We start from the raw sequence: 20,934 nt of genomic DNA, 5'->3' as shown, positions 1-20,934 counted from the left end.
GGACGCTCTGCCTTGGTTTGGCGGAAGGGGGCGTGGGACATGGAGTTCGGGCTGTCGGAGGAGGAGCAGATGATCCGCGATACGGCCGCTCGGTTCGCGGAGCAGGAAGCGGCGCGCCGCGCGGCGGCCGCGGACGAGGCGGAGCTGTTCGACAGGCGGTCGTTCGATGGCATGGCGGAGCTCGGGTTTGCGGCGCTGCCTTGGCCCGAGGAGGCCGGCGGGGCGGGTGGCGGCTTCGCCGGCTTCGCGCTGGCGCTGCAGGAGCTGTCGCGGACGAGCGCTTCGCTCGGCTCGGCGCTGTGGGGCCACGCGTATTTGGCGGCCGGGCCGCTGCTGCGGTTCGGGGGGGCCGAAGCGAAGCGCCGCCATCTGGGGCCGCTCATGGCCGGGACCGCGCTCGGGGCGGGCATGCTGCCGGGGGCGGCTAGCGCCTCGTCGCGGCTGCGCGCGGGCGCGGCCGCGAGGCGCGAAGGAGACGCGTACGTGCTGGAGGGCCAGCAGGGGTACGTGCTCGGCGGCGCGCAGGCCGACCTGTTCGTCGTCTACGCGGAGACGGCGGCCGAGGGCGGGGACGGGACCGTCGACGGAGCTGGCGGCGCGCGCGGAGACGGATCGGGGACGCGCCGGCGAAAGCGGTATACCGCCCTTCTGCTGGAGCGGGACCTTCCCGGCCTGACCGTCCGGCCCGTGACGAAAAAGCTGGGCTTGCGCGCCGCGGGCATGGCGCATCTGACGTTCGAAGGCTGCCGGGTCCCGGCAGCCTATCGGCTTGGCCGCGAAGGGCGGGGCGCCGAGGTCGCCCGGACGGCGGCGGCCGGCGCGCGCTGCGGCCTGGCGTCGGTGGCCGCGGGCCTCGCGCGGGGCGCGGCCGACGCGGCGCTCGGCTACGCGAGGGCGCGGTCGCAGTTCGGCAAGCCGATCGCGAAGCACCAGGCGATCGCGTTCCTGCTCGCGGACCTGGAGACGGCCGCCGACGCGGCGCGGCTGCTCGCGCTGCAGGCCGCGTGGCGGGCGGACGCGGGCGAGCCCGACGGCGGCGCGTCGGCGCTCGCGCTGCGCTACGCGGCGGACGCCGCGATGAACGCGGGCATTCAGGCCGTGCAGGTGTACGGCGGGTACGGCTATATGAAGGAATATCCCGTCGAACGGTACATGCGTGACGCGAAAGCGGTGCAGATGTTCACGGCGCTCGACCGCTTGCCGCGGACGCGGCGCGGGGCGGGAAAAGGAGGCGAACGCAGTGGCTGAAACGGTCCTGATCGGAAGCGCGCGCACGCCGTTCGGCAAGTTCGGCGGCGCGTTGAAGGGGCATTCGGCGACGGAACTCGGCGGTCTGGCGCTGCAGGGCGCGCTGCGGCGGAGCGGAGTCTCCTCGCTGGCGGTCGAGGAGGTCATCATGGGGATGGCGGTGCAGGCCGGCGCGGGGCAAAATCCGGCCCGCCAAGCCGCCCGGTACGCCGGACTCGGCGTCGAGGTGCCCGCCGAGACGGTGAACAAGGTATGCGCCTCCGGCATGCGCAGCATCACGATCGCGGCGCAGATCATCGCCGCGGGCGACGCGGAGATCGTCGCCGCCGGCGGCATGGAGAGCATGAGCGGCGTTCCGTACGCGCTGCCGGATTACCGCTTCGGGCGGCGCATGGGCGATGGCGCCGCGGTCGATCTGGTGCTGCGCGACGGGCTCACCTGCGCCTTCGGCGGCCGGCATATGGGCGACTACGCCGAGAGCATCGCCGCCGAGTACGGCATCTCCCGCACCGAGCAGGACGAATGGGCGCTGCGCAGCCACGAGCGCGCCGTCCAGGGCATTCTGCAGGGCGTCTTCCATTCGGAGATCGTGCCGGTGCCGCTCGGGGGCGGGACGCCCGCGAAGAGCCACGTGTTCGCGATCGACACGGACGAAGCGCCGCGCGGCGACACGAGCTTGGAGAAGCTCGCCGCGCTGCGGCCGGCGTTTTGCGCCGACGGCACGGGCACGATCACGGCCGGCAACGCGCCGGGGCTGAACGACGGCGCGGCGGTCGTCATCGCGGCGTCCATGGACCGCGCGCTGCGCGAAGGCATCGCGCCGCTCGCCGCGGTCGCCGGGCACGCGACGGTCAGCGTGGAGCCGCGGCTGTACGCGATCGCCCCGGCGCTCGCCGTGCAGAAGCTGCTGCGGCGGCAGGGCCTGCAGCTGGCGGATATCGACCGCTTCGAGGTGAACGAAGCGTTCGCGGCGGTCGTCCTCGCCTGCGGCCGGCTGCTCGGCTGGGACGGCGAGAAAGTGAACGCGCACGGCGGCGCCATCGCGCTCGGCCATCCGGTCGGCGCGAGCGGCGCGCGCATCGTGGCGACGCTCGCGAACGGGCTTCGGCGGCGCGGCGGGGGCCTCGGCATCGCCGCGATCTGCAGCGGCGGCGGCCAAGGGGACGCGCTGCTGCTGCGGGTGGACGGTTAGCGGGGCGGGGAGCGCGCGAGCAGGCGCGAAGCAGGAGGAAGGGGCTGGCAACATGAGCATCAATACGATATCCGTCGTCGGCGCGGGACAGATGGGCGGCGGGATCGCGCAATCGGCGGCGCTCGCGGGGTGCCGCGTGCTGCTGCACGATACCGACGACGCGCGCGTGTCCGCGGCGGTCGAACGGATCGGCCTGTCGCTGATGAGCGGCTCGGCGAAAGGGCGCTATACGCCGGAGGCGGCCGCGACCGCCCTGGCGCGCATCGTGCCGTGCGGCGATTTGAGCGCGGCGATCGGCGCCGATCTCGTCATCGAGGCGGCGACGGAGAACATGGCCGTGAAGAAGCGGATCTTCGCCGCGCTCGACGCGATATGCGCGGAAGGGACGATTTTGGCGAGCAATACGTCGTCGCTGTCGGTGACGGCGCTGGCGTCGGCGACGGGCAGGCCGGAGCAGGTCGTCGGCATGCACTTCATGAACCCGGTGCCGGTCATGAAGCTGGTGGAGCTCGTCCGCGGGCTGCGCACGAGCGACGAGACCTTCGACGAAGCGGCCGCGCTGGCGAAGCGGATGGGCAAGACGCCGCTGGAGGTGCGGGATTACCCCGGCTTCGCGAGCAACCGGATTCTCATGCCGATGATCAACGAGGCGGTCTACGCCGTGTACGAAGGCGTGGCGTCGGCCGAGACGGTCGACGGGATCATGAAGCTGGGCATGAACCATCCCATGGGCCCGCTGGCGCTGGCGGATCTGATCGGGCTCGACACGTGCCTCGCGATCATGGAGATTTTGCACGAGGGCTTCGGGGATTCCAAATACCGGCCCTGCCCGCTGCTGCGGAACTACGTCCAGGCGGGCTGGCTCGGACGCAAAAGCGGCCGGGGCTTCTACGAATACGCCGGCGCGGAAGGGGGCTGATCCCCGGATGCGGTTCCGGTTCACGGAGGAAGAAGAAGCGCTGCGGGCCAAGGCGCGCGCGTTCGCGGAGGCCGAGGTCGCGCCGGCGGTCCGGGCGATGGAAGCGACCGACGCGTTCCCGCGGGCGCTCGTGGACGCGATGGCGCGGGAGGGACTGCTCGGCCTGCCGGTGCCGGCCGCCTGGGGCGGGGGCGGATACGGCATGGTCGCCTATATGCTGGCGCTCGAGGAAATCTCGCGGGTCAGCGCGGCGGCCGGGGTCATCCTGGCGGTGCACACGTCGGTCGGCACGCTGCCGATCGTTTATCACGGCACGGAGGCGCAGAAGCGGCGCTGCCTGCCGCTGCTGGCGTCGGGCGCGTGGCTCGGGGCGTTCGCGCTGACGGAGCCGCACGCCGGCTCGGACGCGTCGACGATCCGCACGACCGCCGCGCGCGACGGCGACGATTACGTGCTGACGGGCACGAAAGTCTTCATCACGAACGCCGGCGAGGCCGATCAGTACGTGCTGTTCGCGGTCGTGCCGGGCGAGCCGGGAGCGGCGCAGCCGTCGGGGACGAAGCCGCGGGCCGGCGGAGGGATCACGGCTTTCCTCGTCGGCAAGGATACGCCCGGCTTCGCCGTCGGCCGCAAGGAGCGGAAGACGGGGCTCCGCGGCTCCAACACGTGCGAGCTGATCCTGGAGGAGGCGCGGGTGCCGGCGGCGCAGCGGCTCGGCGGCGAGGGCGAGGGCTTCCGCATCGCGAAGTCGGCCTTGAGCGGCGGCCGGATCGGCATCGGCGCGCAGGCGCTCGGCATCGCGCGGGCCGCGCTGGCGCTGGCGGAAGCCGAGCTGCCCCGGGTGCCGCGGAGCCTGCGGGGCGAAGCGGCGGCGGAGCTGGAGGGCTTGGCGGCGCAGGTCGAAGCGGCGGCGCTGCTCGTCTACCGCGCGGCGGACCTGCTGCGGCGGGGCCGGCCGTGCGCGAAGGAGTCGTCGATGGCGAAGCTGGCCGCCAGCGACGCGGCCGTCCGCGTCGCCTCGCGGACGCTGCAATGGTGCGGCCCGGACGCGCTGACGGAGGCGCATCCGGCGGAGCGGCTGTTCCGGGACGCGAAGGTGACGCAGATTTACGAAGGGACGAACGAGATCCACCGAATCGTCATTTCGGGCGAGCTGCTCAAGAGCTAGGCGAAGGGGAGAAGGAGGCGCAGGCGATATGGAGAACGGCGGCAATTGGAAGGACGGCGGCGAGCCGGCCGGAGCGGGCCGCGGGACGGAGCGCATTGCCGGGCAGGCCGGAAGCGCCGGCGGCGGAGGCGGCGCGGCTCCCGGTGCCGGCATCGGCGCCGGCGGCGGAGGCGCCGCGGGCAACGGCCCAGGGCATGGGAACGGCGACGCGTCCGGCGCCGGCCGCGCGCGCCCGGCGGGCAGCGGCGGCGCGAGCCTTGGCGACGCCGGCTGCGGGGCGTTCGCCGGCAGCGGCAGCCCCGGCGGCCGCCTGGGAAGCGCCGGCGCCGCGAGAGAACGGCCCGCCGCGGCCTCGCCCGGCCGGCGCTTCCGCGAGGCGCTGCGCGCCGAGCGGCCGCTGCAGATCGCCGGCGCCGTGAACGCCTACGCCGCGATGCTGGCGCAGGCCGCGGGCTTCCGCGCGCTGTACGTCTCCGGCGCCGGGGTCGCGAACGCGTCGTTCGGGCTGCCGGATCTGGCGATCACGACGCTGAACGACGTGACGGAGGACGTGTTCCGCATCGCCGGCGCGGTCGACCTGCCGCTGCTGGTCGACGCCGACACCGGCTTCGGCTCCGCGTTCAACATCGCCCGCACGGTGCGGGAGATGAGCCGCGCCGGCGCCGCGGGCATCCACATCGAGGACCAGGTGGCCGCGAAGCGGTGCGGCCACCGGCCGAACAAGGCGCTCGTGCCGCCGCGCGAGATGGCGGACCGGATCGCCAGCGCGGCGGACGCGCGGACCGACGCGGACTTCGTGCTGATGGCCCGGACCGACGCCTTGGCGTCGGAAGGGATGGAAGGCGCGGTCGCCCGCGCGCTCGCGTACGTGGAGGCGGGGGCGGACATGGTGTTCCTGGAGGCGGCGACGAGCCTCGCGGACTACCGGACGTTCACGGCGGAGGTGAAGGTGCCCGTGCTCGCGAACGTGACGGAGTTCGGGCGGACGCCGCTGTTCGCGGCGGAGGAATTGGCCGGCGCGGGCGTGGCGATGGCGCTGTATCCGCTGTCGGCGTTCCGCGCGATGAGCGCCGCCGCGCTCGAGACGTACCGGACGATCCGCGCGCGGGGGACGCAGGCGGAGCTGACCGGGCGCATGCAGACGCGGGAGGAGCTGTACCGGGTGCTCGGCTATTACGACTACGAGCGCAAGCTGGACGCCCTGTTCGCGCGAAACGACGAACCGGAGGAGGGATGACCGATGGCGGAGAAGAAGCCCGGAGGCTTGGCGGGCGTGGAGGCGGGCGAGACGGCGATCAGCACGGTGGGCAAGGACGGCTGCGGCTTGACATACCGCGGCTACGCGATCGCGGATTTGGCGGAGCACGGCAGCTTCGAGGAGACGGCGTACCTGCTGATCCGCGGGAAGCTGCCGAACGTGGACGAATTGACGGACTACCGGCGCAAGCTGGACGCGGCAAGCCGGCTGCCGGACGCGCTGAAGCGGATGCTGGAGCTGGTGCCGGCGGACGCGCATCCGATGGAGGTGCTGCAGCTCGGCTGCGTCGCGCTCGGCACGCTGGAGCCGGAATCGCCGGACCGTCCGCCGGAGGAGCTGGCGGACCGGCTGATCGCGCTGACGGGGCCGATGCTGCTGCATTGGCACCACTATCATCGCGGCGCGGCTCCCGGCGGCGCGTCCGCGCCGGACCGGCCGGAAGCCGCGCCGGGCACGGTGCTGACGGCGGACACGGCCGACGGCGTGCCGGCCGACGGCGAGGCCGCGGAAGCCGGCGCGCCCTTCGGCGCTTCGCCGTCCGACGAGGCCGGCCGCGGCGCGCCGCGGCCGGGCGAAGCCGCGCCGGCCGAAGGCCCGCTTCCGGCCGACGAAGACTACACCGTCGCGGGCCATTTTCTCCGCCTGCTGCACGGCAGGCACGCTTCCATCCGCGACCGGCGCGTGTTCGACGTCTCGCTCACGCTGTACGCGGAGCACGAGTTCAACGCGTCCACGTTCGCCGCGCGCGTGACGGCGTCGACGCTGTCGAACTTCCACGCGTGCGTCGCGACGGGGATCGGCACGCTGCGCGGCAACCTGCACGGCGGCGCCAACGAAGCCGTGATGGAGCTGATCGAGCGGTTCAAGACGCCGGAGGAAGCGGCGGAGGCGACGCGGGCGAGGCTGGCCGGGAAGCAGCTGATCATGGGCTTCGGCCACAGGGTGTACCGCGTGTCCGATCCGCGCTCCGACATCATCAAGAAATGGTCGGAGACGCTCTCCTTCTGGTCGCCCGACGGCCATCTCTATTCCGTGTCCGAGGCGGTCGAAGCCGTGATGCGGGAGGAGAAGTCGCTGTTCCCGAACCTGGATTTCTACAGCGCGACCGCGTACCATTTCATGGGCATTCCGACCGCGATGTTCACGCCGGTCTTCGTCATCGCGCGGCTCTCCGGCTGGACCGCCCATATTCTCGAGCAGCGCCGGAACAACCGGATCATCCGGCCGACGGCCGCCTACAACGGGCCGGAGCCCCGGCCCTGGCCGGACCTGCACGAACGGCGCTAGCACGCAAGCGAACGAAAGCGAGGCGATCCGATCATGTCTTACGAAACGAACGTCAGGCCCGAGCCGGACCAGCTGCTCGTCGACATCGCCGATTACGCGGCGAACTACCGCGTCCGCAGCGAGGCGGCCTACGAGACGGCGCGCTTGTGCCTGACGGATACGCTGGGCTGCGGCATCTTGGCCCTGAATTACCCGGCCTGCACGAAGCTGCTCGGTCCCGTCGTGCCCGGCGCGGAGCTGGAGGGCGGCGTCCGGGTGCCGGGGACGTCCTACAGCCTCGATCCCGTGACGGCGGCGTTCAACATCGGCGCGATGATCCGCTGGCTGGATTATAACGATACGTGGCTGGCGGCGGAGTGGGGTCACCCGTCCGACAATCTCGGCGCCGTGCTCGCCGCCGCCGATTACGTCAGCCGGCGCAACGACGCCGCGGGCAAGCCGCCGCTCGCGATGCGCGACGTGCTGACGGCGATGATCAAGGCGCACGAGATTCAGGGCGTGCTCGCCTTGAGCAACAGCTTCAACCGGGTCGGGCTCGATCACGTCATCCTCGTCAAGGTGGCGTCGGCCGCCGTCGTCACCGGCCTGCTCGGCGGCACGCGGGACGATATCGTCGGCGCGCTGTCGCACGCGTGGCTCGACGGGCATCCGCTGCGCGTCTACCGCCACGCCCCGAACACGGGCTCGCGCAAGTCGTGGGCCGCCGGCGACGCGGCCGGCCGCGCCGTGCAGCTCGCGCTGCTGACGCTGCGCGGGGAGATGGGCTACCCCTCCGCCGTCACGGCCAAGGGCTGGGGCTTCAGCGACGCGCTGTTCCGGGGGAACGCGGTCACGCTCGAGCGCCCGTTCGGCTCGTACGTGATGGAGAAAGTCCTGTTCAAGGTCGCCTTTCCCGCCGAATTCCACGCCCAGACCGCGGTGGAAAGCGCCATCCGGCTTCACCCGCTGGTGGCCGGCCGGCTGGACGACGTCGCGCGGATCGTCATCTCGACGCACGAGTCGGCCATCCGCATCATCGACAAGACCGGCCCGCTGCACAACCCGGCCGACCGCGACCACTGCCTCCAATACATGACCGCCGTCGGACTGCTGCACGGCCGGCTGACCGCCGACGATTACGAGGACGAAGCGGCGGCGGATCCCCGCCTCGACCGGCTGCGCGGCTTGATGAAGGTGACGGAGAACGCGCAGTTCTCGCGCGACTACCTGGATCCCGACAAGCGGTCCATCGCGAACGCCGTGCAGGTGTTCTTCCGCGACGGCAGCATGACGGAGCAGGCGGTCACGGAATACCCGGTCGGCCACAAGCGCCGCAGGGAGGAAGCCGTCCCGCTGCTGAAGCGCAAATTCGAAGCGAACCTGGCGACCCGGTACGACGAAGAGCGGACGCGGCGCATCGTGCGGCTATGCGGCGACGCGCGCGAGCTGGACGCCATGCCCGTTCACCGGTTCATGGACCTGCTCGCGGATTGAAGGCGCAGCCTCCTGCCGTCTGGCGGTTTTCGCCGCATCGCCGCGCGGCCGCCGCAAGCGCCCGCATTTCGGATGGAGGCCTTCGGGCCTCCTTTTTGCCGTGGCGCCGCAGCTTGAACGTTGACCGTCGCCCCCGGAATTCTTCGCGCGCGATTCTGTGCTATGATGGCTAGAAGAGCGACGAACGGCGTCGAACGAGGAGGCGGGCATCGCGCATGGGACATTCGATATTCAATCCCGATCGGCCTTACGGTGCCGATCCCGATTTGCAGCTGCTGTACTGGGGGAAGGAGAAATGCGCGCCGGGGCATTCCGTCGGCCCGGGCATCCGGGAATGCTACAAGGTCCACTTCGTGCACGACGGCTTCGGCGCGGTCACCGTCGGGGAGCGGACGCACCGGCTGTCGGCCGGCGAGGCGTTCCTCATCTACCCGCATGCCGTGACGCATTACGAGGCGGACCGGGAAGCGCCGTGGACGTATTCGTGGATCGCCTTCCAAGGCGCGCAGGCGGGCGCGATGCTGGCGGAGACGAGCCTGTCCCCGGAGCGTCCGGCGTTTCCGATGGATCTGAAGCTGATGCCGGGACTATACGACGCGCTGTGCGGCGTGCTGGCCCGAGGGGGAGCGGCCGGCCTGCGCCTCACCGCCCTGCTGTACGAGTTCATGTTCGCGCTGACGGAAGCGGCGCCGGCGTCGGCACCGACAGCCAAGCCGCCGCTGCGCAAGCAGGACGGCTACGTGCACCGCAGCATCGACTTCATCCATACCCACTACGGCGAGAACATTACCGTTACCCAGCTGGCCGCGCACATCGGGCTGGACCGCAAATATTTCTCCGTTCTGTTCAAGGAGGCGCTCGGCATGCCGCCGCAGCGGTATTTGCTTCACTACCGCATGGACAAGGCGTGCGGCCTGCTCGGAAGCGGGGCGTACACCGTCGGCGAGGTGGCCCGTTCGGTCGGCTACCAGGACGCGCTGCTGTTCTCGAAAATGTTCAAAAAAACGAAGGGTTCTTCCCCGAAGCAGTTTCTTCCGCCGCCGTAAATCCGCCTTCATCCCATATTCTTCAGCCTTGCTGACATTGGCCGGGATCCCGTCATCCTTTAAGATGGACAAGAACCCACCTTAAGGAGGAGACGGAATGACCTACTTGGCTGAACCGAACCGATACGACACGATGACATACAACCGCTCCGGCCGGAGCGGCCTGCGCCTGCCCGCGATTTCGCTCGGGCTGTGGCATAACTTCGGCGGCATCAACGCGCTGGAGACGCAGCGCGCGATGGCGAGACGGGCGTTCGACCTCGGCATCACCCATTTCGACCTCGCGAACAATTACGGCCCGCCTCCGGGCTCGGCCGAAGAGAATTTCGGCGCGCTGCTGAAGCAGGACCTCGCGCCGTACCGGGACGAGCTGATCATCTCCACGAAGGCCGGCTATTACATGTGGCCGGGGCCTTACGGCGAGTGGGGCTCGAAGAAGAACCTCGTCGCGAGCCTCGACCAGAGCCTGAAGCGGATGGGGCTGGAGTACGTCGATATTTTCTACCACCACCGTCCGGATCCGGACACGCCGCTCGAGGAGACGATGGCCGCGCTCGATCTCATCGTCCGCCAGGGCAAGGCGCTGTACGTCGGGCTGTCCAACTATTCGGCGGAGCAGACCCGCGAAGCGTCGCGCATCCTGAAATCGCTCGGCACCCCGTGCCTCATCCATCAGCCGAACTACTCGATGTTCTCGCGCTGGATCGAGGAGGGGCTGCAGGACGTGCTGGCCGAGGAGGGCATCGGCGCGATCGCGTTCTCGCCGCTCGCCGGCGGCATGCTGACGGACCGGTATTTGAACGGCATCGCGGCGGACTCGCGCGCGGCCGGCCCGTCGGTCTTCATGCGGCCGGAGCACGTGACCGAGGAGCGTCTCGCGAAGGTGCGCAAGCTGGACGAGCTGGCCAAGGCCCGCGGCCAGAAAATGTCGCAGCTCGCGCTCGCCTGGGTGCTCCGCGGCGGCCGCGTCGCTTCCGCGCTGATCGGCGCGAGCAAGGTCGGCCAGATCGAGGACGCCGTCGGCGCGCTCGAAGCGCCGCCGCTCATGGCGGAGGAGCTGGCGCGGATCGAGGCGATCCTGAAGGGCTAGCGATCGGCGCCGGCCGCGTCGCGTCCCGCGAAACCCGCAAGACCCGCAAGACCCGCAAGACCCGCAAGACCCGCAAGACCCGCAAGACCCGCAAGACGGACCCCGGAAAGAGGGTGCCGCCTTGCGGGTTTTTGTGCTTTAATAGAGTTCATTCGTCGATGACGTCGATGGCCATACGCATCCGGAGAAGACCTGACGATGATCATTCCGGGCGGCGCCCGAGGCGGTGAAGGCGCGCCGTTCGCTATTCGGGAGGTTTTATCTTGCTGCACGAACGAAAGCGGTTCCATTTCGACAATCTGTATTTTTTGAATCCGAAGCAGTACGAGTTCTTCACCCTGTATCAAATCGGCGACCTCTGCTGCGATTCGGGCTATCAGCTGCGGGAGCATACGCAGGTATGCTACGAGATCAGCTACGTCATGTCGGGGAAGGGCTGGTTCTCGACCGACGGCACGCGAAGCGACGTGGAGGCCGGGGACGTGTACATCAACATTCCCGGCGAGGCGCACGCGGGAGGCGCCGACGCCAAGGAGCCGTTCCGTTACTTCTACTTGGGGTTCCTGTTCAACCTGCAGCCGGAGAACGGCTATCGGGAAAACGTCGAGAGTCCTTTCATTCACATTCAGAAAATGATGGACAAGCGGGAGACGCCCCTCGCGAAGGACCGTTTGGACATGCAGCATACCTTCCTGAGCGCGCTCCGGGAATTCCGCAGCCTCTCGCACTATTCGCAGGTGATGACGCAAACGTATTTGAACCAATTGATCGTGCTCATGTACCGCAACTTCTTCTCCGACTGGGACAGCGCTTACCACGCCGAACCGGGGGACGGGGCGACCGGCGGCATCGTCTACGACGCCATCAGCTACATCGATACCCACATGCTGACGATGAAGGACCTGGCCGAAGTGTCGCGGGAGCTCGGGTACAGCTATTCCTATCTGTCCCATCTGTTCACCGAGGAGACGGGCATCAGCCTGCGCAACTTTTATTCGCAGAAGCGGCTGCAAAAAATCATCGAGCTGATGAAATCGCGGACGTGCAGCATTACCGAGATCGCCTCGACCATGCAGTATCAATCCATCCACTCCTTCAGCCGGGCGTTCAAGAAAGCGGTCGGCTTATCCCCCACCGAATACATCCGCCTCTACGTCAAGGACGAACGGGATCAGGCTTGACGATGGCGCGCCTCCGCCCCTTTCGCGCATGCCGAGGGGGCTTTTCTTTGCCGGTTGTCCCGTTCCGTACCGAGCCGGCGATCTAAAAAAGAGACAACAGTTTTAAGCATGTATGGTTAAATACAGCCCACCCCCGTTCAGGTAAAATCGCCTTAGCAGCGCAAGTTAAGCGAAGGAGAGGGGATGGGTATGACAACCGGTAAACGATTGGCCTCGATCGCAGTGGCAGGAAGCCTGGTCGCCGCATTGGCGGCCTGCAGCGGCGGCAACGCCGGGAAGGACGACGCGTCCGGCCCCGGCCAAGCGCCGGCAAACGGGAACGCCGGCGGGACGGATGCGCCGCCGAAAGCCGTCACCTTGAATTTCTGGACCATCTCGCTCAGTCCGAACTTCGACGACTACATCAACGAACGGATCAAGACGTACCAGGACGCGCATCCGGGCATTACCGTCAAATGGACCGATCTGCCTTACGGCTCCATGGAGAACAAGCTGCTGACCTCCATCGCCGGCGGCAACTCCCCGGACGTCGTCAATCTGAACACCGGCATGACGCTGACGCTCGCCGCGAAGAACGCGCTCGTCGATCTGAACAAGGAAGCGACGGAGGAGCAGCGCGCGATCTATTTCCCCGACCTGTACGATTCCACCAAGCTCGGCGACAGCGCGTACGCGTTCCCGTGGTACTTCGGCTTATCCGTGTTCATGTACAACAAGCAAATCTACGAGGCGGCGGGACTCGACCCGAACAAGCCGCCCGTCACGCTGGACGAATTGAAGCAGCAGGCGGTGCAAATCAAGCAGAAGACCGGCAAATACGGCTTCACGCTCGTCTCCAATCCGCCGGCGGACCTGTACTTCGCGGGCGTGCCGATGATCAGCGAGGACAAGAAGACGATCATCCTGAACACGCCCGAAGCGCTGGCATGGGCGAAGTGGAACAAGGCGCTGTACGACGAAGGCGTCATTCCGAAGGACAGCGTGGGGGCCGACGCCAACTACGCGACCGACAAGTACCAGGCCGGTCAGATCGCGACGCTGACGACCGGCGCGAATTTCCTGAACCGCGTCAAGCAGAACGCGAAGGACGTGTTCGACAACACGCTCGTGGCCAAGATGCCGGCGAAGAAGGAAGGCGGCAATTACCAGGCCAGCCTGATGGACGTCGTCGTGCCGACGATGAGCAAGAACCATAAGGAAGCGATCGACTTCGCCAACTACATCACGAACGACGAATCCCAACTGGCCTTTTGCAAGATCGTCAACATCCTGCCGTCCACGAAGAAGGCGGCCGCCGATCCGTTCTTCACGCAGGGCGGCGACGATCCGGAGTCCAAGGCGAAGGTGATGGCCGCTTCGATGGTCGGGCAGGCGAAGGACTTCACGCTCGGCATCAAGGACGAGTCGAAGGTGCTCGATCCGCTGTGGAAGGGCTGGACCAAGATGATGCTGGGCCAGCAGTCGCCGGAGGACATGCTGAAGCAGGCCGAGCAGGAGATGCAGAAGCAGCTCGATGCCGTGAACGCGGACAATTAAGGCGGCGACGCCGCGGGGGAAGGCGCGCGCTTCTCCTCCCGGGCGCCCGGCGTTAAGGGGGTTTCATCGTGGCATCGTCGTTATCCAAACAGCAGCGGCGGCGGGCCGGGTTCGCTTATCTGATGATCGCGCCCGGCGTCCTGCTGCTCGTCGTCTTTACCTTCTACCCGATCGTGTACGGCCTTCCGCTCGCGTTCACGAATTATTCGGCGCTCGACGCGACGAAGTGGGTCGGGCTGAGCAATTTCCGGCGCGCGTTCGCCGATCCGGACTTCTACACGGCGCTCCGCAATTCGCTGCTGTACGTCGTCGTCGTGCCGGTGATCCAGCTGCTCGCGATTCTGATGGCCGTGCTGGTCAATACGAAGCTGAAATTCGTCGGGTTTTTCCGGGCGGCGTATTTCGTGCCGGTCGTCACGTCCATGGTCGCGGCGGCGATCGCGTGGAAGTGGATGTACGAAGAGCAGGGCATTCTGAATTATATCCTGCGCAGCCTCGGGCTCGTTCGCCACGACATCGCGTTCATGGTGGAGCCGAAGCTGGCGCTGGCCGGCGTCATGCTCGTGACGATCTGGAAGGGCCTCGGCTATTACATGATGATCTACCTGGCCGGCCTGCAGTCCATTCCGGGCGAGCTGCAGGAGGCGGCCCGAATCGACGGCGCGAACCGCTGGCAGGTCGTCCGCCGGATCACGATTCCGCTGCTCATGCCGTTCGTGCTGCTCTGCTCGCTGCTCTCGGTCATGGGCGCGATCCGGGTGTTCGACGAAATCTTCGTCATGCACGGGCCGAAGGGAGATCCGATCAATTCCACGCTGGTCGCGAGCGTGTATACGTACAAGGTGGCGTTCCAGGATTTCGACTTCGGCTACGCCGCGGCCATCGGGCTCGTCGTCGCCGTGATCATTCTGGCGTTCTCCCTGGTCCTGTTCCGGTACACGCGGAAGGGAGGCTTGACCTATTATGAGTAACGGCGCTTCGGGGCGCGGAGGCGCAAGCGCGCGTTCGCGGCGGCCGGCCGGCATCGGGCTCAAGAAGGCCGCGTCCGCGATCGTCCTGTACGGGCTGCTGCTCGCCGTCGCGCTCGTCTGCTTGGGTCCGTTCCTATGGCTGCTGTCGACCTCGCTCAAGGTGAACGCGAACGTGTATGCCTTCCCGCCCCAGTTGATTCCGCGGCCGATCAATTTTCAAAATTTCGCCGACGTGTTCCGCATCATGCCGCTCTGGACGTACATCAAGAACACCGTGTTCATGACGCTGCTCGGCGTCGGGCTGAACGTCGTCATCTGCACGATGACCGCTTACCCGCTGGCGCGCATCGCCTTCCCGGCGCGAAGCGTCGTGTTCTACGCCATCGTCAGCACCATGATTCTCCCGAACGCGGCCGGCATGATCGTCAATTTCATCATCATTCAGAAGCTGCACCTGTACAATACGCTCCTGGGCGTCGTGCTCCCGTCGGCGGTCAGCGTGTTCAATATCTTCCTGCTGCGGCAGGCGTTCATCACCATTCCGAACGACATCGAGCATTCCGGCCGCATCGACGGCGCGAGCGAATTCCGCATTTTCTGGACCCTGATGGTTCCGATGGTCCGATCCGCGGTCGCGACGGTCGTCATCTTCGACTTCATGGCGTTCTGGAACAGCATGATCTGGCCGATCATCGTCCTGGACGACAAGGAGAAATACCCGCTCGCCGCGGCGCTGCAATATTTGCAGGGCAACCTGTCCTATAATTTCCCGTACATCGCGGCCGGCACGATCATATCCGTGATTCCGATCCTGATCATCTTCCTTGTCCTGCAGAAGCAGTTCATCAACGGCATGGTCGGAGCGGTCAAAGGATAGCGGCAAGCTGTAGAATCAAGGCAGTCAAGGGAAAGAGGCAATACGCGGGAACCATATTCGAACGAAACGAGGGATAACCATGACGACGCGCAAACTCTTGCTGGCCTTATCGGCCGGGCTGCTCGGCGCAAGCACCGCCTATGCGGCCCAAACGACGGTTCCGGTCGCTTCGCTGAAGCCGGCCGTCCATCTCGAGAAGCCGCAGCTGACGGCGACGGGCGGCAAGCTCCTGCTCAGCGATTCGCCGGAAACCTTCTCGGCGGCCGGGGCGTTCTACCGGGACGCGGCCGAAGGCGAATTCCGCGTATTCTGGCATCACCAGAACGCGTCGGCGCAGCCCGTGGAGGTCGGGGTCGCGATCACGAACACGTCCGCGGCGCCGGTGAAGCTGTCGACCAAGGGCGTTGGCATCGCCGCGAACGTGTACGTGGACGTCGCCGGTCAGGACGCGCTTGTCGGCTTCATGCGGACGCAGAACGCGCTGACGCCGGCGGCGACGCTCGCGCCGGGCGAGAGCTATTATTTGACGGCGCCGACGGCGCCCGGCATCACGAACAGCGGCATCGTTCAATTCGTCGCGGCCTCGGCGGCCGGCGGCGCGCCCGCGCAGGTCACGGCGACCGTGCTGAGCTTCGCCGAGAAGCCCGTCCATCCGGAGCAAGTCGCGGTCCTTCCCGAAGATTCGCATACGCGGGGGACGTTTCCGCATTTCGACCGGACCGGGACCATCCGGTACGACACGTCGCTCGGCAACGCCTACCTGCGCATCGATTCCGCCGCTCACGGGCAATGGAGCGACGCCCTGCCCGGCGAATACGAGGACGGCTACGACGCGGTGGACGGCGGCAAGACGGTCGTCAATAACGGCAACTACGGCGTATTCTACCGCCTGTCCGCCGAGATCGCCAACAGCTTCCATCATCCCCGCACCGTAGGCCTGTACCTCAATCCGTCGGGCGGCTACGGCCATTACGCGGTCAAATGGAACAAGACGATCTACCAATCCGAGTACCTCACGTACGAGAACGCCTGGAACATCGCGAACTTGAAGCTGAACCCGAACGGCGGCTCGTACAAGGCCGAGATGAGCCTGACCGGCGGGGCGGCCGGGCCGCAGGTCGTCTATTTCACGAATCAAGCGAAATGAAGCTAGGAGGCTTGCCCGATGACCGAAGAGCTGCATGCCGATCTCGTCATTATCGGCGGCGGGACCGGCGGCTGCGCGGCCGCGCTGGCCGCCGCCAAAATGGGGTTGACGGTGATCATGACGGAAGAAACGCCATGGATCGGCGGCCAATTGACGAGTCAGGCCGTGCCGCCCGATGAACACCCGTGGATCGAACAGTTCGGCTGCACGAGGAGCTACCGCCGGTTCCGCGACGGCGTGCGGCAGTATTACCGCGATTATTTTCCGCTCACGCCCGAAGCCCGGGCGAACGTGCAGCTCAATCCGGGCAACGGCTGGGTGAGCCGGCTGTGCCATGAGCCGCGCGCGGCGCTCGCCGTGCTGCGCAACCTGCTGGCTCCGTACGTGCATAGCGGCCGCGTGACGATTCTGGACCGCTGCCGCGCCGAGTCGGCCCGGACCGCCGGGGACGACGTCGCGTCGGTCACGGTGCGCGGCGGCGGCCGGCAGGAACGCGCGGAGCTGGTCGCCCCGTACTTCCTCGACGCGACCGAATGCGGCGACCTGCTGCCGCTGGCCGGAGTCGAATACGAGACGGGCGCGGAATCGCAGCGCCAGACCGGCGAACCCCACGCCTTGGAAGGCGATCCGCAGCCGGCGGACATGCAGGCGTTCACGTACTGCTTCGCCATGGACTATCTCGAGGGCGAAGACCACACGATCGCCAAGCCCGGCCAGTATGCGTTCTGGCGGGACTACCGCGCGGATTTCTGGCCGGACCGGCAGCTCAGCTGGACCGGCGTCAAGCCCGCGACGCTGGAGCCCGTCCGCTACGACCTGTTTCCGGATAAGGCCTGGATGTCGCTGTTCGGCTACCGGCGAATCGTCGACCGGGGTAATTTTGCCCCCGGCACCTATCGCGGCGACATCACCCTCGTGAACTGGCCGCAGAACGATTACTGGCTCGGCTCCGTCATCGACGTCGGCGAAGCGGAGAAGGCGCGCCATCTGGAGGCCGCGAAGCAACTGAGCCTGTCGCTGCTGTATTGGATGCAGACGGAGGCGCCGCGGCCGGACGGCAAGCAGGGTTACCCGGGCTTGCGCCTGCGGAAGGACGTCGTCGGCACCGCGGACGGGCTCGCGATGGCGCCGTACATCCGGGAATCGCGCCGTATCAAGGCCGAATTCACGGTCGTGGAGCAGCATCTGAGCACGGAATGCCGCGGCACGGAGGAGGCGGAGCCTTTCCTCGATTCCGTCGGCCTCGGCTGCTACCGGATCGATCTTCACCCGAGCACGGGGCTGCGCCATTACATCGACATCTCCAGCCTGCCGTTCCAGATTCCGCTCGGCAGCCTGATTCCCGTGCGCGTCGGCAATCTGCTGCCCGCCTGCAAGAACATCGGCGTCACCCATATTACGAACGGCTGCTACCGGCTTCATCCCGTCGAATGGAACATCGGGGAGGCCGCGGGCTATCTGGCGGCGTTCTGCTTGCGGCGCGGCAAGCGTCCCCGGGAGGTGCGGAACCGTCCGGAGCTGCTCGGGGAGTTTCAGCAGCTGCTGTCGCGGGAAGGCATCGAGCTCGCCTGGCCGGAGTCGCATCCGGTCTAGCCCGCCGAAATCACGAGAATCGAGGTGTCAGGCATGACGAACAAGCTGCGGATCGGCGTCATCGGCGCCGGATCCATCTCGGACCAGCATCTGAACGCGTACCGGCGCAACCCGCGCGCGGAGCTCGCCGCCGTGTGCGACAAGAACGCGGGCCGTGCGCGGGAGAAGGCGGAGAAGCACGGCGTCCCGCGCGCGTATGCGGACTACCGCGAATTGCTGGCGAATCCCGGAATCGACGCGGTCAGCATCTGTACCTGGAACGATTCCCACGCGGAGATCAGCATCGCCGCGCTGGAAGCGGGCAAGCATGTCCTGTGCGAGAAGCCGCTGTGCAAAACGGTCGAAGAAGCGCTGCGCGTGGAACAAGCGGTCAAGCGCAGCGGGAAAACGCTGCAGGTCGGCTTCGTCCGGCGCTACGGCGCCAACACGCGGATCGTGAAGGCCATGGCGGACGGCGGGGAATTCGGCGAGCTGTATTACGCCAAGGCCTCGTGCATCCGGCGCCTGGGCAATCCCGGCGGTTGGTTCGCGGACAAGCAGCGCTCCGGCGGCGGCCCGCTGATCGACGTGGGCGTTCACGTCATCGATCTGTGCTGGTATTTGATGGGCCGTCCCAAGGCGAAGTCGGTCAGCGGCAATACGTACGCGAAGCTGGGCAACCGCGCCAACGTGCAAAACCTTGCCTATTACAAGTCGTCGGACTACGATCCGGCGCTGAACACGGTGGAGGACCTGGCCAACGCGCTCATTCGGTTCGAGAACGGCGCCTCGCTGCTGGTCGACGTCAGCTTCGCGCTGCATGCCAAGGAAGACGAGCTGTCGGTGAAGCTGTACGGGGAGAAAGGCGGCGTCGAGCTGGAGCCGAAGCTGACGTTCGTGACGGAGCGCTGCGACACGATCTTGAACATGACGCCCCAGATCGATCATTCGTCGTTCGACTTCGCTTCCGGGTTCCGGGACGAGATCGATCATTTCGTCGAGGCGTGCCGCGGCGGCGAACCGACGTTAAGCCCGGTCGAGGACGGCGTGGAGATGATGAAGATCCTGTGCGGCATCTATGAATCCGCCGAGAAGGGGGAGGAAATCCGGCTATAACGGATGCGGATATGAAAACAATCGGGTTTGTGGACGATTATCTGGACGAGTGGCATGCCAACCGGTACCCGGCGTGGATCGAGGAAGCCTCCGGCGGCCGGCTGAAGGTCGCGTACGCGTACGGCCGAAGGGACGCGGACCGCGGCCTCTCCAACGCGGCGTGGTGCGAGAAGAACGGCATCGCGCTGCTGACCTCCATCGAAGAAGTGGCGGACAAATGCGACGGGTTGGTCGTGCTCGCGCCGGACCATCCGGAGCTTCACGAGGAGCTGGCCCTGCCGTGCCTGCGCTCGGGCAAGCCGACGTACGTCGACAAGACGTTCGCCCCCGACCGCCGGACGGCGGAGGCGCTGTTCGAAGCCGCCCGCGCGCACGGGACGCCCGTCTATTCGGCGTCCGCGCTGCGGTTCGCGGCGGAATACGCCGAGGCCGACAAGACGGACATCGAAGTCCTATGCAGCGTCGGGCCGGGGGATTACGGCAATTACGCGGTTCATCAGCTCGAGCCGATCGTGGCGCTCATGGGCCGCGACGCGACGCGTCTCATGTACATCGGCACGCCGGATGCGCCGGCGCTGCTCATCACGTTCGCGGACGGGAGGCAGGCCACGGTCCACCAGCTCGGGCGGGACTGCCCGTTCGGCATCGCCGTGAGGCGCGCTTCGGGCGGCACGAAGGTGTTGAAGCCCGAATCGGACTATTTTCGAGCCTTCATCCGGCAGCTGGTCGCGTTCTTCGAGACCGGCGCGCCTGGAGTGGAGCCGGCCGACACGATCGCGATCGTGACCCTGCTCGAATACGGCCGGATCGCCGCCCGGACGCCGTACGAATGGGTCGAGCTGCCGGTGTCCGGGTAGCTTCGCGGTTCCGCGGCGCACTGCCGGATCGCTCGATCCGATGCCGCTGCGAGACGGCGTTCGAAGCCGCGGTTACAGGTCGCGGGCAGAATACGCATAACGTTCAGGGCTCCCCCGTCGGGGGAGCCCTTTGCGCTGCGCGCGGCGGCTTCCGGCTTCTACTCCACGATCGCTTCCGCCTCGATCTCCACGAGCAGCCGCGGATCGATCAACGCCCGGACCTCCACCATCGTCGCCGCCGGGCGGATGTCTTTAAAGAACTCCCCGTGCGCGCGGCCGATCTCCTCCCATTGCGAAATATCCGTCACGAACATCCGCGTGCGCACGACATGGCTCATGTCGGCGCCCAGCTCGCGGAGCGCCCGCTCGATCGTCTGCAGGGCGAATTTGGTCTGTTCGTACGGGCTGCCTTCGCCGACGACCTCGCCGTCCTTCATCGCGGTCGTGCCCGCCACTTCGATCCGCCCGCCGACGCGCACGGCGCGGCAGTAGCCGACGACCGGTTCCCAGGGCGAGCCGGTGAATACTTGACGTTTGTGCATACGATTCACTCCGTTTCATTTCGATACTTGCGTTCGGTGTATATTATACGGGGCGCGCATGCGCTTTTGAAGACCCCTTGCCGTCGTCGCCGTATTTTGGTAAATTAGGTATTGGCTAATATATTTAGGCGTTGACTAAATGACTTGTCCGACGAAAAAGGGAGGTTGGCTGCCATGCTCGCATGGATGCTGCGTCAAATCATGGCGGAGCGGGGCATTTGGTCCGGCGCCGCGCTGGCCCGGCTGCTGAAGGAGAAGGCGGGCTACGAGCTGTCCGCGCCGTCGATCAGCGCGCTCCTGAACGCGCCGCCGAAGCAGATGAAGGCGGAGACGATGGATGCCTTGTGCACGGCGCTGTCCTGCACGCCCGGTGACTTGTGGATCCACACGCCGTCGTATACGAAGGGAGCCTGACGGCCTGGCGTCGGATGCGGTACGGGGCAGATTGATAGCA

At 67.1% G+C, this 20,934-nt stretch carries 19 protein-coding genes; 18 read left to right on the top strand and 1 reads right to left on the bottom strand.

Annotated features, from left to right (window positions below; genetic code table 11):
* Positions 1 to 39: 39 nt before the first annotated feature.
* The 17 genes from BMZ79_RS24270 to BMZ79_RS24190 all read left to right on the top strand — a co-directional run bounded on the left by BMZ79_RS24270 (position 40) and on the right by BMZ79_RS24190 (position 19,938).
* Positions 40 to 1,248, top strand: coding sequence for an acyl-CoA dehydrogenase family protein (locus tag BMZ79_RS24270; protein WP_090645081.1), 1,209 nt, complete (start codon positions 40 to 42; stop codon positions 1,246 to 1,248).
* A complete protein-coding gene (locus BMZ79_RS24265) occupies positions 1,241 to 2,440 on the top strand; it encodes an acetyl-CoA C-acetyltransferase (RefSeq protein WP_090645078.1) in 1,200 nt (399 codons plus the stop codon). Before BMZ79_RS24270 ends, BMZ79_RS24265 begins: the two co-directional genes overlap by 8 nt.
* Positions 2,441 to 2,492: 52 nt before the next feature.
* Positions 2,493 to 3,359, top strand: coding sequence for a 3-hydroxybutyryl-CoA dehydrogenase (locus BMZ79_RS24260; RefSeq protein WP_090645073.1), 867 nt, complete (start codon positions 2,493 to 2,495; stop codon positions 3,357 to 3,359).
* Between the two features lie 7 nt (positions 3,360 to 3,366).
* Positions 3,367 to 4,527: an acyl-CoA dehydrogenase family protein gene (locus BMZ79_RS24255; protein ID WP_090645070.1), complete on the top strand. Its 1,161-nt coding sequence runs from the start codon at positions 3,367 to 3,369 to the stop codon at positions 4,525 to 4,527.
* A gap of 28 nt (positions 4,528 to 4,555) precedes the next feature.
* Entirely contained in the window at positions 4,556 to 5,764 is a 1,209-nt protein-coding gene (gene prpB, locus BMZ79_RS24250) for a methylisocitrate lyase (protein ID WP_090645068.1), read from the top strand.
* A 3-nt stretch (positions 5,765 to 5,767) separates the two neighbouring features.
* Positions 5,768 to 7,072 carry a citrate/2-methylcitrate synthase gene (locus BMZ79_RS24245; protein WP_090645066.1) on the top strand — a complete coding sequence of 435 codons (1,305 nt, stop codon included), beginning with the start codon at positions 5,768 to 5,770 and terminating at the stop codon, positions 7,070 to 7,072.
* A gap of 33 nt (positions 7,073 to 7,105) precedes the next feature.
* Positions 7,106 to 8,545, top strand: a complete 1,440-nt coding sequence (locus tag BMZ79_RS24240; RefSeq protein ID WP_090645063.1) for a bifunctional 2-methylcitrate dehydratase/aconitate hydratase — start codon at positions 7,106 to 7,108, stop codon at positions 8,543 to 8,545.
* 215 nt (positions 8,546 to 8,760) lie between these two features.
* Positions 8,761 to 9,591: an AraC family transcriptional regulator gene (locus BMZ79_RS24235; protein WP_090645061.1), complete on the top strand. Its 831-nt coding sequence runs from the start codon at positions 8,761 to 8,763 to the stop codon at positions 9,589 to 9,591.
* Positions 9,592 to 9,688: 97 nt separating this feature from the next.
* Complete coding sequence (mgrA, locus tag BMZ79_RS24230; protein WP_090645060.1) at positions 9,689 to 10,681, top strand: L-glyceraldehyde 3-phosphate reductase; 993 nt, start codon at positions 9,689 to 9,691, stop codon at positions 10,679 to 10,681.
* Positions 10,682 to 10,944: 263 nt separating this feature from the next.
* Positions 10,945 to 11,862 carry an AraC family transcriptional regulator gene (locus BMZ79_RS24225; protein WP_090645057.1) on the top strand — a complete coding sequence of 306 codons (918 nt, stop codon included), beginning with the start codon at positions 10,945 to 10,947 and terminating at the stop codon, positions 11,860 to 11,862.
* Positions 11,863 to 12,051: 189 nt separating this feature from the next.
* Entirely contained in the window at positions 12,052 to 13,398 is a 1,347-nt protein-coding gene (locus BMZ79_RS24220; RefSeq protein WP_177222300.1) for an ABC transporter substrate-binding protein, read from the top strand.
* A gap of 68 nt (positions 13,399 to 13,466) precedes the next feature.
* Positions 13,467 to 14,369, top strand: a complete 903-nt coding sequence (locus BMZ79_RS24215; RefSeq protein WP_256253068.1) for a carbohydrate ABC transporter permease — start codon at positions 13,467 to 13,469, stop codon at positions 14,367 to 14,369.
* A complete protein-coding gene (locus BMZ79_RS24210) occupies positions 14,362 to 15,246 on the top strand; it encodes a carbohydrate ABC transporter permease (protein ID WP_090645052.1) in 885 nt (294 codons plus the stop codon). The genes BMZ79_RS24215 and BMZ79_RS24210 overlap by 8 nt, the downstream gene beginning before the upstream one ends.
* Positions 15,247 to 15,325: 79 nt before the next feature.
* Positions 15,326 to 16,393: a hypothetical protein gene (locus BMZ79_RS24205; RefSeq protein ID WP_090645049.1), complete on the top strand. Its 1,068-nt coding sequence runs from the start codon at positions 15,326 to 15,328 to the stop codon at positions 16,391 to 16,393.
* Between the two features lie 18 nt (positions 16,394 to 16,411).
* Positions 16,412 to 17,986: an FAD-dependent oxidoreductase gene (locus tag BMZ79_RS24200; protein WP_090645046.1), complete on the top strand. Its 1,575-nt coding sequence runs from the start codon at positions 16,412 to 16,414 to the stop codon at positions 17,984 to 17,986.
* Positions 17,987 to 18,019: 33 nt separating this feature from the next.
* The gene (locus BMZ79_RS24195; protein WP_090645043.1) at positions 18,020 to 19,081 is read left to right on the top strand and encodes a Gfo/Idh/MocA family protein; all 1,062 of its coding nucleotides are present in this window, start codon (positions 18,020 to 18,022) and stop codon (positions 19,079 to 19,081) included.
* 11 nt (positions 19,082 to 19,092) lie between these two features.
* Entirely contained in the window at positions 19,093 to 19,938 is an 846-nt protein-coding gene (locus tag BMZ79_RS24190; protein WP_090645040.1) for a Gfo/Idh/MocA family protein, read from the top strand.
* Positions 19,939 to 20,096: 158 nt separating this feature from the next.
* On the opposite strand, the gene BMZ79_RS24185 is transcribed toward BMZ79_RS24190, so the two are convergent.
* Complete coding sequence (locus tag BMZ79_RS24185; protein WP_090645037.1) at positions 20,097 to 20,480, bottom strand: RidA family protein; 384 nt, start codon at positions 20,478 to 20,480, stop codon at positions 20,097 to 20,099.
* 174 nt (positions 20,481 to 20,654) lie between these two features.
* Here BMZ79_RS24185 and BMZ79_RS24180 point away from each other — a divergent pair, with 174 nt between their 5' ends.
* Positions 20,655 to 20,894, top strand: coding sequence for a helix-turn-helix domain-containing protein (locus tag BMZ79_RS24180; RefSeq protein WP_090645034.1), 240 nt, complete (start codon positions 20,655 to 20,657; stop codon positions 20,892 to 20,894).
* The last annotated feature ends 40 nt before the right edge of the window (positions 20,895 to 20,934 follow it).

This window comes from Paenibacillus sp. UNC496MF, from assembly GCF_900113915.1.
GTDB classification, from domain to species: domain Bacteria; phylum Bacillota; class Bacilli; order Paenibacillales; family Paenibacillaceae; genus Paenibacillus_Z; species Paenibacillus_Z artemisiicola.
Note: the sequence above shows the minus strand (reverse complement) of the source record. Positions and strands in the feature narration are given on the sequence as shown.